Raw genomic sequence first — 11,056 nt, 5'->3', positions numbered from 1 at the left:
ATGAGCTTGTCGAGGTCGCGCGGCGCTGGGGATTCCGCAAAGTAGAGGTGATCGACGAGGATCTGGGACGAACCGCAAGCGGGGCCGTCGAGCGGCCCGGTTTGGTCGTCCCCTTAAAGTTCGGTCCGGCAACGCCGCTGCCGCCCCGCTGGTTCGTGGAGCCCACATTCGCATGGCTGGTTCGATGCCGCAGGCTGGACAAGGACTAGGAGAAATCCATCGCTTCCGCCCTCAGGCATCTGACAACTTGTAGAGCGCGCGATTGTTCTTATACAGTATCATGCGGGCCGCCTCTATTGCTTCCTCAAACGTGAGACTGCCTCCTACTACGCAATCAGTTAGTGCCTGCGAGAGATATCGTTTGCCCCACCTGCCAGCTATCCAAAACAATTCTGGAACATGAAAATTGTCGCTGGCAAAAAGAATCTTAGACATTGGAACGACTTCCAAGACCTGTTTGTAACGCTCGTAAAGGCTTTGGTGTATGAACGGCGTCATGATTGACAACTCGAAGTAACAATTTGGGTATAGGTGGCTCAACCAAGCAGCCTTACCCACGGACGGGTATCCCGCGTGTAGAGGAACGATCTTTGGCATCCGCATCATGTTGTCTTTATCGAAGCGAACGACTTCCTCAAGATAGAAAGGATCTTGGTTGCGTAGGATGACATAAGGCGCCTCACCGTCGCCGGTGTGGATCTGCATCGGCAAGTCACGCTTCAAACACTCCTCTAACGCTAAAGTGAATGTATACCGACAAAGATCTTTCGTAATATTTGCAGCTCCTTCACGTTCCATTTTCGAACGTACAGAAAGAGACTTCCTCATAGCAATCCATGACTTCTCTGCCAAGCTTTTATCGTATAGTGGACGTATCAATCCGATGTCAGGAAGAAGGTATGACTTCATGCCGACAGATTTTTTTCCGTAGTTCCCGCCACCGTCTAGTACGTCTAACAATCGCGCGGTGTACTTCGCCTCGAATTCTTCAAAGCCGATGTCCATTCCAAAAAACTCATCTTGGATCGCTTCGATTCTGGCAACACGATGAGATCGACATGGCTCGATTGCCCTCTCGAAGGTATCAATCTCACGGTTACCTGCTCCGTCCATAAAGCCGGTATCGTGGATGACGTTTTCATAGTTGACATCTCGAAACAGACTGCCGACATAGGACCAATAGATTTTACTGCGATCGTTTCTAGCTTCGATTACTGTCTCTAGCCTTGGTTCGCAGCCAAGAAATTGGGCCATTTCTTTGACCAGGAACTTTATGAAAATGCTCTGCGACAAGTGATATATCATCTGATCGACTTTTGACCGTATATCGAACTTCTTGTCTAGTGCGAATTTGGCCGCTTCATCCCCATTAACCCATTGCTCATAGACACCCTCGGGAAAATAGGCTGGGAACGGGAAGCCTCCTAAGGAAATCCGCTCTACGAATCTCTTCGGGCTAGTTATAGCATCGCGGTCGGTAATGAGATGACAATGCGTATCGTCAAGCGGCAATGCATCGATAACTTCGAAAAGCTTCTCGAATTCCGGATGCTGCCGCTTTAGAAACAAAGGTAGATGTTTCAATTTGCATGAGGAATCTGACACCTCGCCGGCGGCTTGACGATGAGACTCGTTTTCGCTTTCGATTGCGGTCATGACTTCGAATCTCCCAGCACCTTTGGCTGCAGCCGTGCGCGGGCCAGCCAGTCATCCGTTCCCAGTTTAGGTTAAGTTATACCGGAGAACCGCCGATATTAACAGGACGCGAACTGTGGGCCTTTGTCGAACAACCCCCCATAGCCAGGTCGAAATATTCTTTCATTTTCCTAATGCTCGACGCATCATGGTCGTCAAGACTGATATGATCCCATAGTTTCTCGATCCGCATTAGCGCCCTGTCCCCATCGCGCACGATGTTGCGAAAGACTGGGATCGCCGCGGCACTCTCGATGTAGGTCTTGGTCTCTTTCCCGTGACGTCCTTTCGCAAGACCAAAGTTCACCACCAAGCTGAGGATAAGGTGAGGATCCGTATACCATCCCCAAGTCAGGCTTCCAAGCGAGTAAGCAATGACCGCAACGCGATTCGGATCCCTCTTTGTACGATAGTACTCGACGGGCTGGATTACATGCGGATGATGACCGAGAATCAAGTCCACCCCCTCTTCAATCAACGAGTGAGCGGCTTCAATTTGTCGGAGCCGTGGAAAGAATTCAAATTCGACCCCCCAATGGATTGACGCAATTATGAAATCGCATCCTTTCTCCTTGCAGTCTTGGATCTGCGCACGCAGTAACGTCAGGTCCGTTGGGACATGCCTAGACATCAACTTTGAAGTGTGGACTCGAAAATCCTTGCCCTCGGGGACTGGTAGTCCGTTCAGACTAAACGTGACGGACACAAGCCCAAGCCGGATCCCGTTACAGCTGAATACCTTGGCTCTTCCATATTCCTCTGGCGTGCGGGGCGCGCCGATATCCACGATCCCGTCCCGCTCCATAAGGTTCTGCGTTAGAGACAGCGCTTGGCAACCCATGTCGAGTGAGTGATTGTTTGCCACATTGAGGATGTCGAAGCACCGACCCTTATGGCCTGTAAGAGTTTTGTACTGCGCTTCACTGCAACACATGATGAAGGATTTCCCATCGACCGCGTAATTCTTAGCCACCTGCTCGTCCACAACCACCGACTCGTAGTTGCTGATCAGTACGTCCTTCCTAAATAGTATATCTTCGATACCTTCGAAGAGAATGTCTTTGGATTGTTCCAAGCCATTCGCCCTGATCAGATCTCCCGCGCCCCCCAAGGTAAGGGACTGTTTCGCCTTGAACCCCTTGGGCAATCTTACTATAGAGGCATTGTCTTTGAAGATAGCCTCAGACACTTGCCGCTTAGTTCTCGTAACAGGATTTCCGCTCGTGTAATGCCAATAGGCAATATCGTTATCAGTGAACTCAAGTTCATCGACTCCAACATCATCAAGCGGGAAGTCCCACCATCCAAAGATCCTTGCTTTCTGGATAGCTTCTTGTATCTCGGGCGAGACCGGGCAATCTTCGAGCGGATTGGTTGGAAGAACATACGGCATTCCACTCTCCTACAAAATTCTGGGTGGCGTTCGTTTCTGTGATAGGTGGAGTTAACGCGCCTCTGGCGATCATTCGGTGTGGTTGCAGCCGACTTTGGGGCAGCAAAGGCCCACAACGCGACCGAGCAGCTGTTTGACGTCGCCAAGGGTCCCTCTCCGTGGGGGGCGGAAACGGCCTGGTCCAGCGCTCCAAAGCGTCGCAACATACGCCATCTTGCCTCATGCCAATTTATGCAGATGCTGTATGTCGGCTCTCTTTCAGAAGCCGGCCGGATGCAACTGCGGCGTGCGCTAGCCAAAATAGCACGCCGGTCGTCAGAGCGTTTTCAGCCGGCGATCAGGCTGCATCGACGCCGCCATTTGAGACTCATGTCCTTTCGGATTAACACGGATTTGCGTGGACATCACTCTACGTGCACTTACTGATGTATACACCCGAGGCTCTCAAACCGGTCTCTGGTGCGCGCGGAACTCACCATGAACGCCGCTGACAATTCTTCTTAGCTAGCTCGATATCGTTCCTCCGCGGTTTGCGTCAAATTCACTTTACATATGGTTGTCATCTACGAGTGAGATGATCAAAAAACCGTCGGAGACTGAGCCGATGCTTTCCCGGTCTGTGCATGAGATCGGGATGGTTCGGCTCTATTTAATCGCGTTTTACTCTCGCCCAAATCTCCGCAGTATATAAGCAGCCGGCCGCGCCGACACACGTGGGGATGGAAGCTTTCGCCAAGGCACCTCTAAAGGGGAGCGCACCATCTCGCCCATCTTTAGGCTGCCGACCCGACACATTTATGTCAAGCCGTAAAGGCATTCCTCCCCTTTAAGGACCCAATCTTTCAAAGAACCAGGCTGAGGATATCCGATGCTCCGTACATTAGTACTTTAATAGATCTTCACGTTTCGGTGTTTGTGCTTTATAAATGTGATTAATATTTAAAAATCTATGGTTTATTTTTCTATGTTGCGCTTTCATAACGCTAGTGAGATATAAACTTAGGCGAAAATGACTCCGTTAGCAGACGTTCGCGTCCTCGTTGCGTTGAGGCAATTCGGTGAGGACGTGGCGCAGCCACGCTAACGGCTCGACGCCACAGGCGCGGCAGGTCAACATCAGGCTATAGATGACGGCGCTGGCCGTGGCTCCGTCGACGGTATCGCTGAACAGCCAACTTTTCCGGCCAGTGGCAAAGATTCTAATGTCACGCTCGAGAAGATTATTGTCGATCGGCATGCTGCCGGTCCTCGGTGTAACGAGTCAGATATCCCCATTGGTTCAGGGTGCAGGAGACGGCGTTGCCGAGCTTGCTGTCCGGCAAGACTTTTGGGGCGATGTCGTCGAGCCATGCCTTGAGAGCATGGAGGATGAGGACACTATGTTGCTGGCGGAAGCGGCGAATGCAGTGATCTCGCGTGTCGCGGTCATCGGGGATTTCGCTCCGCGCCTGCCTTTCAACCCGACGTCGTCTCGTCGCCATGGATGAGGGCTGCGATCTGAGCCGCAGCGTCAGGGTGTCATAGATGCGGGAGAGATGCTTTTCGCTGGAGCCGATCACCAAGTAGCCCAGAGCGCCACGGCTGACAGGAAGACCCGCGCGCTCGAAGGCCTGGCAGGCGGTAGAGCGGCGTGCCGTCCACGTATCTGTGAACGAGCGCGAAGGCCAGCGTCGAAGCCGTGGCGATGCTGCCCGGCGAGGTTTGTGCGGGCATCGGCGCGGTCACGACCGGCGTGTTGATGCCGGTACGGTCACAATGGCGGCAAGCATATTTTAACCGCACATTCTGCAAAACCTTCGCCTTCCCCTCGATATAAAGTTGCTCGGTAACGGCCTCGCCCATGCCATGCATCTGATGACGGCGGCAAGGACAAGCCTTCTGGTCGTCGGGAAGGTCATACTCGACGCGCTCGCGCGGCAGGCTTTCCGGCAAGGCCTTGCGGCCGCGCTTCTTTCCCGTCGCCCCTTCGGCCGCCGGCAAGCCCGTGTCCGGCAGGACAACGACGCCGCCATCTTTGTTGTCGGCGGCGTCCTCATCCGCGGCCTGTTCGGCTTCATTGAAGAGGCGGTCAATATGCTTTTCGCTCTTCGGCGCAAAACGATGCAGTCGTGCAAGCGCCAGCTCTTCCTCGAGTTTGACGACGCGTTCGGTGAGGTGACGGTTCTGCGCCTGCAGCGCAGCAATACGCGCCATCAACTCTTCAACGGTCGGTTCGCCGGGTCGATTCACCAGATTCTTGAATCGAAAGCATGCTGCCGCGTCAATCGCTCAATTCGAGAGCCCTCAACCGACAACCTGATATTGCCGCACCGGATGGCGGACCATCGCATCGATGTCGATGCCATCGAGGATCCAGTGCAATTGCTCGGTCGTAAGCGTGACCACCGCTGCCTCCCGGCGCGGCCACCGGAACTTGTCCTCGGTCAGCCGCTTCAGGACCAGCACAAAGCCCGAGCGATCGAAGAACAGGAGCTTCATCCGGTCGCGACGGCGATTGCAGAACGCAAAAACCGCCGGAGCAAACGGATCGAGCGCCATCGTCTCCTGGACCAGGACCGCAAGGCTGTTGATGCCGGCCCGGAAGTCGATCGGCTCGCGGTGCAGGTAGACTTTCAGGTCAGCGCCCAGTCTGAACATGACCCAGTGCTCCGATGGTCGCCGTCAACGCATCCACATCACCGCATTCCAGCGTCAACGTCACGCCGTTCGGCAGTGACGCGCTCACCTTGGCTGGAGAGGACAAATGCGCTGTCCTTTTCGATGCCGACCAACGCACCCCATCGCAAGTCTCCGGCAAATCCACCGCAGCCATGCTGCTCTGTCGCAGCAAGGCCCGATCGGAAGTGCTTTCAATCTGAACCGGGATGAACGCAGGTGGCGGGGACGGCGGGAGGGACTGGGTCTCCGCGCGCTTCTTTATCCACTTCCGAAGAAGGTTCGCATTGACCCCATGTTCGAGCGCGAGCCTCGATACCGACACGCCAGGCTCAAGGCAGGCCGAGACAAGACGGTCCTTCGATGCAGGCTCGTATCGGCGTCGCCCGTTCCGACCAACAAGCCTTACCAGCAGTTTCCGATTATCTTCTTCCATCACAAGGTGTCCACCTTTTTGGTGGACACCTCATGCATCATGAGCACTCAACAGCAAAAGGTGCGAGAAATTTGCTATTACGAAGTATTAACAGTAATAGATTACATCAAACACATTCAAGAAAGCCATACTTATTTCACTAGACTGTCGACTAATGAATTAAGAAGCTGTTCATACATTTGTGGTTTCTCTACATTAGCTGCTGCATGAGTCGTTACCACATGTAATCTCCTGGCGGCGGGATGCGATATATAATGCAAGATCGGGAAGATTGAAGGCGAGCGGCGGTGCACGCTGACGCAGTTAGCGTCATATCTTTTCCAACGACGTATACATTGCCAGCGTGCCCACCCGGACGTTGCCGTCGCGTTGCTACTGCCTCGCTCAGCATCATCTCGCGATGCTATTCGCCTTCGCACGGGGACAATGGAGCGTTGGGTTCTGCCAACATTCAGGTCGGCAACAGTGACGCGGGCAGTGTCGGGGACCGGTAGCATCTGAAGCGCCAAGAGGTTCATGATGACAATGTCGGCCTTCCATCAGCGCGAGGGTCTGTGACTGAAGGGCCTCCCCCACTATGGATGCGACACCTTAGCGGCCGGCGACCTTCAACGTCAGGTCCACCAGAGAACTAGATCTGGCCGCGCAAACCCGAAAAAGCTGTTCAGCACCAGGCGACGCTTTCCGTTGCCCGATTGACCGGTGACCCCGTGAACGAAACCGCCATCGATCAGGGCGATATCCCCGGCCCTGAGCTGGAAGTCGCGATAAGGAACGCCCTCGAGATAGGCTGCCGAGTAGGGATAGCCCGTAGTCTCTACACCTTGAGACTTTCGGTCGGTGACTGTCGGCTTGTGGCTCCAGAGCCGCAGGTTGCCACCTTCCCCGGGCATGCTGGGATAGAAGTTGAGTGCTGCGACGGTGTTGTGCGCCACCGCAGAAAGCTCGTAATCGTTCCCAGCACATAACACCTGAGCGACGTCGTCGTGGGGGTCCAAGGAGAACGTGCCGCTGCCAGACCAACTGAGAGCGCGACAAACATTAGCCTGACTGTGCTCGGAGCGAGCCAACCGCAATTCAATGCCCTGTTTGTGAAGCTCGCGCTTCAACGCGTCAAACAGTGCTCGGACGGGATCAACCAAATTGCCGAAAAGGGCATCGACGTAGGGTCGCGCAGTTTCTGACTCTGCGAAATACGTCGCTGCATCCTTCCTGTAGTGGGATGCGCCGACATATTGTCCGGGGACGCCATCTTTGCGCTCCCTGAGACCGGTGCTGTCAACAAACTTCGCGGTGATTTCTTCCGCTATTTCCGTACTGAAAGCTTGCCTGATGTGCAGAGCGGTGATCTCACCTTTCAGGACTGAGACGATGTCCGCGGTGCTGATCGAACCGGTTCGTTCTCTGATCGCAACTGGCGAGGGCGCTGGGGCTTGGGAAACTTGATTAGTCTCCATTGGCTTGCTCCTTTAGTGCGAGCTCAAGGATGGCGATGCCCTGATCGAGTTCGTCATCGGTGATGGTTATCGGTGGGAGGACTTTGATGACGTCGCGATTTGGTCCTGAAGATTCAATCAGCAGGCCGTTTTTAAACGCGATATCGTGCACACGGCCGACAACGGCCTGTGAACGGCATTTGAGGCCGGCCATCAGACCGCGGCCGCGCTTTTGTTCAATGCACGTGGGAAATTTCGCAACGAGGCTGTCAAGATGTCTTTGCAGTTTGACGGCTGTCCGCTCCACGCCTGCAGTAAACTGCGTGTCGGACCACAGTTTGCACATCGCCCCTGCAGTCACGAAGGCGAGATTGTTGCCTCTGAACGTCCCGCTATGTTCTCCGGGATTCCAAATATCCAGGTCGGGCCGAATCAGAACAATGGAGAACGGGCTGCCTGATCCGCTGAGGGACTTTGAAAGGCATATGATGTCGGGATCAATGCCCGCGAACTCGAATGAGAAGAACTCGCCCGTTCGTCCCGCCCCCGCCTGGATATCGTCGACGATCAAAACAACACCGTGCCTGCGGCAAATGCGCTGAATTTCCGTGAGCCAAGCAACAGATGCAGTGTTCATGCCGCCTTCTGCCTGAATGGTCTCTAGGATGATTGCCGCAGGCTTTTCAATGCCGCTGCCTGGGTCGCCCAATACGAAGTCTATGTAGCTCGCGGAATCGAAATCTTGGTTCGGGTATCCGTCGTAGGGGACACGGATCACATCGTGGCGAGCAACACCGCCCAATTCCCTAGTCGAAGCCGAACCTGAAACCGCCAGAGACCCGAGCGACATGCCATGGAACGCATTTGTGAACGCCATGACGCTCGAGCGGCCCGTATATTTTCGCGCCAGCGCTAGCGCCGCTTCGTTAGCATTTGTGCCGGTCGGCCCAGGAAACTGTATCTTGTAGGAAAGTCCCCTGGGCTTCAGGATTGAATCCACAAACGTTTCAATGAACTCACGCTTTGCCACCGTATACATGTCGAGAGATAGCAGAATGTTCTCGCCACCGAGATATTCGATTGCTGGGGTGATAATATTTGGGTTGTTGTGTCCGTAGTTGAGGGCGCCGGACCCTACGAGGAAATCGATATAAGGATTACCGGCCTCGTCCCAAATTGTCGCCCCAAGAGCCCTCGTAAAGACTGCAGGAAACGACCGCCCGTAGCGACGAACGTTGGACTCATGAGCAGTAAAAGCGTCGGTGTTCATTTTAGGGTTCCTCTGTAGGCGTCCCGTTCAACGAGAGAGCGATTAAATGCCTTGGCTGGTTGATCTTCATTTTCACATGGAAGACTAAAACAGTCCGAGCGAAATCTGGTTGGGTCGGATCCTGGCGCTGCGTTTCGTCTGCCGCACAGATGCACTTCAGACCGGCCCTGCGCTGGCTCCTCTGCTGCTCACATGCACTCCGAGACCTCCAGCGTCGTCACGTTGCTCTGCATGCCGATACCTTCGGTGAATGCGTTTACACGTAGCTCGTTTCTAGAGTTGTCAGGCAGCACCGAAAACGGCATCTGCCGTGAGGTGGAAGTCGAATCAGAGCTGTCACATCACAAATCGATCCATCGATCACAAGACGTGCTCTAGGAGCCAACCAAACTTGCAAACGTTCCTATCCCCCTCGGAAAGCGTCCCGAGGGTCGTTGGAGATAGGGAGCGTAAAAACCCGCCGAGAGCATCGGATGATCAGGAGGCAACGTGGAGAACCCCCCAGCTGCACCTCGGCAATTTTTCGAGGAACAAAGACAAACTTGTACCGCAATCGAATCGAATTCAGTGGTAGCGTAATCCCACGTCAGTTCGACATCATGAGCGATCTCGTGAATAGCAATAAAATCATAGGCGCCAAATCGGTTGGGCACGATCGCTAGATTTGGATTACAAGAATGATTCGAGAGGACAACGGGCTCCTCGAATGTAGCATGAACGTTCCAGTCAGTTTGAATGCTATATATCGTCCTCTCTTCCTCAAATCTGTCGATTAACCCAATCATGACTACCTCTCCAGGAAGGAAATTACGGGAAGAAAAGACGCCGCGCCCTCTGTCGATTCCCGCATACGCGATTTTTACGTTTCGCCCATTGATTATTCTTGCGCATTCAGCGTCATCGTCCAATATAGAATAACGTTTCTTTTTTCTCTTATCTGACATTGCAGTCATACTTTCTATAGGAATGAAGGACCTAAGGCTTTCCGCTTATTTCTGACCTCAGAACCAGAAATATTGTCGCGAGCAGGTTTCGGACCTTCGGGCGCCTGTCGATGGCGGCTGGAGGTACCGGTTCGGCAACGAAGAACATTCAATATGTGTGCCAATTCAGCTGACACGAGCTCAAACAAGAGTCTTCTCGTTGCTGTTCAGCCATTTCTGTCGATGCAGCACATGAAAAAGGCTGCCAAACGGTGTGGCGGACCCGACAAACCCCACACAAAATGTCGGAAGTGGATCGGAGTTGTCTATGCTGGCTTGTCGGAGAACCACAATGCCATCGGTCGCACCTCAATCCATCCGGCAAAATGAAGTCTGACGTCGACCTTTGCCACTCAGTTTAATGTTGGGGTTCCCTTCCCTCCATGGTAAGCGATGTTCCGACGGCACCTTTCGGGGATCGGCGTGAAGGACGATGTTCGGAGCCTTTGAGGGCTTCGACATATGACGATTTCAGAGTTTACGCTTAAGTCGAACGATTTGGAGCCGGCGCGGCTGATCGAGGGTAGTCTTCCGACCGAGGCAACGGTCGCCCAGGTGCTGGTCTCCAAATACGCCGATCACTTGCCGCTCTATCGTCAGGCGCAGATCTATGCCCGGCAAGGCATGAATTTCGATCGCTCCACGCTCGCCGACTGGGTCGGCCGCGCCGCCTGGCACCTGCGTCCGGTGCATGAGCGGCTGCTTGGCAAGCTGAAGACCTCACCAAAACTCTTCGCTGACGAGACCACGGCGCCGGTGCTCGATCCCGGCCGCGGCAAGACCAAGACTGGGCAGCTCTGGGCCTATGCCCGCGATGACCGACCATGGGAGGGGAGCGACCCGCCGGGCGTCGCCTATGTCTATGCGCCGGACCGAAAGGCCGAGCGGCCGATCGCTCATCTCGCAGGATTTGGCGGAATCTTGCAGGTCGACGGCTATGGCGGCTATCGCGTGCTGGCCGAAAAGAGTGGCGTCACGCTCGCCTTCTGCTGGGCACACGTGCGCTGCGCGGCGATGGACCTGGGCTCCCCCGCGCGTATCGCTTGCCGCGCTGCTTGAGCTGCACAAGCTCTTGATCGAACGCCGTTTCCGGCGAGGCTCTTCGGATGGTTTCACCATCGCGGAGGCGCAACATGAGAACCCTGCCACCCCCGACACGATCTCTCGTGGTCGTTCGCCAACTCAGCT

General features: G+C 54.5%; 7 protein-coding genes and 3 pseudogenes. 2 read left to right on the top strand and 8 right to left on the bottom strand.

Annotation, left to right across the window (positions count from 1 at the left end; genetic code table 11):
* A pseudogene (locus tag NKH19_RS32160) lies at positions 1 to 206 on the top strand (hypothetical protein); the annotation flags it as partial.
* Positions 207 to 231: 25 nt separating this feature from the next.
* Here NKH19_RS32160 and NKH19_RS32155 read toward each other — a convergent pair.
* The 8 genes and pseudogenes from NKH19_RS32155 to NKH19_RS32120 all read right to left on the bottom strand — a co-directional run bounded on the left by NKH19_RS32155 (position 232) and on the right by NKH19_RS32120 (position 9,829).
* A complete protein-coding gene (locus NKH19_RS32155; RefSeq protein WP_352983739.1) occupies positions 232 to 1,656 on the bottom strand; it encodes an amidohydrolase family protein in 1,425 nt (474 codons plus the stop codon).
* Positions 1,657 to 1,732: 76 nt separating this feature from the next.
* A complete protein-coding gene (locus tag NKH19_RS32150) occupies positions 1,733 to 3,088 on the bottom strand; it encodes a CapA family protein (RefSeq protein WP_352983736.1) in 1,356 nt (451 codons plus the stop codon).
* 1,018 nt (positions 3,089 to 4,106) lie between these two features.
* A pseudogene (locus tag NKH19_RS32145) lies at positions 4,107 to 5,317 on the bottom strand (IS66 family transposase).
* Between the two features lie 54 nt (positions 5,318 to 5,371).
* On the bottom strand, positions 5,372 to 5,725 hold the full coding sequence (gene tnpB / locus NKH19_RS32140) for an IS66 family insertion sequence element accessory protein TnpB (RefSeq protein WP_352983734.1): 354 nt from the start codon (positions 5,723 to 5,725) through the stop codon (positions 5,372 to 5,374).
* Positions 5,706 to 6,179: an IS66-like element accessory protein TnpA gene (gene tnpA, locus NKH19_RS32135; RefSeq protein WP_352983731.1), complete on the bottom strand. Its 474-nt coding sequence runs from the start codon at positions 6,177 to 6,179 to the stop codon at positions 5,706 to 5,708. The genes tnpB and tnpA overlap by 20 nt, the downstream gene beginning before the upstream one ends.
* A gap of 614 nt (positions 6,180 to 6,793) precedes the next feature.
* Positions 6,794 to 7,636 (bottom strand): 2OG-Fe(II)-dependent halogenase WelO5 family protein, encoded by an 843-nt coding sequence (locus NKH19_RS32130; RefSeq protein WP_352983728.1) that lies wholly within the window; start codon positions 7,634 to 7,636, stop codon positions 6,794 to 6,796.
* Positions 7,626 to 8,885, bottom strand: a complete 1,260-nt coding sequence (gene ectB, locus NKH19_RS32125) for a diaminobutyrate--2-oxoglutarate transaminase (protein WP_352983725.1) — start codon at positions 8,883 to 8,885, stop codon at positions 7,626 to 7,628. Before ectB ends, NKH19_RS32130 begins: the two co-directional genes overlap by 11 nt.
* Before the next feature lie 374 nt (positions 8,886 to 9,259).
* Positions 9,260 to 9,829 carry an SET domain-containing protein-lysine N-methyltransferase gene (locus NKH19_RS32120; RefSeq protein ID WP_352983722.1) on the bottom strand — a complete coding sequence of 190 codons (570 nt, stop codon included), beginning with the start codon at positions 9,827 to 9,829 and terminating at the stop codon, positions 9,260 to 9,262.
* A gap of 543 nt (positions 9,830 to 10,372) precedes the next feature.
* On the opposite strand from NKH19_RS32120, the pseudogene tnpC reads away from it, so the two are divergent.
* Positions 10,373 to 10,921: pseudogene (gene tnpC / locus NKH19_RS32115) on the top strand (IS66 family transposase); the annotation flags it as partial.
* Between the last annotated feature and the right edge of the window lie 135 nt (positions 10,922 to 11,056).

Source organism: Mesorhizobium sp. M1338 (assembly GCF_040318045.1).
GTDB lineage: Bacteria > Pseudomonadota > Alphaproteobacteria > Rhizobiales > Rhizobiaceae > Mesorhizobium.
This window is presented reverse-complemented; position numbering and strand designations above follow the sequence as displayed.

What these genes read in the sequence shown, in the direction of transcription:
- NKH19_RS32150 (WP_352983736.1), bottom strand. Translation starts at nt 3,088, where the DNA reads ATGCCGTATGTTCTTCCAACCAATCCGCTCGAAGATTGCCCGGTCTCG.
- tnpB (WP_352983734.1), bottom strand. Translation starts at nt 5,725, where the DNA reads ATGTTCAGACTGGGCGCTGACCTGAAAGTCTACCTGCACCGCGAGCCG.
- NKH19_RS32155 (WP_352983739.1), bottom strand. Translation starts at nt 1,656, where the DNA reads ATGACCGCAATCGAAAGCGAAAACGAGTCTCATCGTCAAGCCGCCGGC.
- tnpA (WP_352983731.1), bottom strand. Translation starts at nt 6,179, where the DNA reads ATGGAAGAAGATAATCGGAAACTGCTGGTAAGGCTTGTTGGTCGGAAC.
- ectB (WP_352983725.1), bottom strand. Translation starts at nt 8,885, where the DNA reads ATGAACACCGACGCTTTTACTGCTCATGAGTCCAACGTTCGTCGCTAC.
- NKH19_RS32120 (WP_352983722.1), bottom strand. Translation starts at nt 9,829, where the DNA reads ATGTCAGATAAGAGAAAAAAGAAACGTTATTCTATATTGGACGATGAC.
- NKH19_RS32130 (WP_352983728.1), bottom strand. Translation starts at nt 7,636, where the DNA reads ATGGAGACTAATCAAGTTTCCCAAGCCCCAGCGCCCTCGCCAGTTGCG.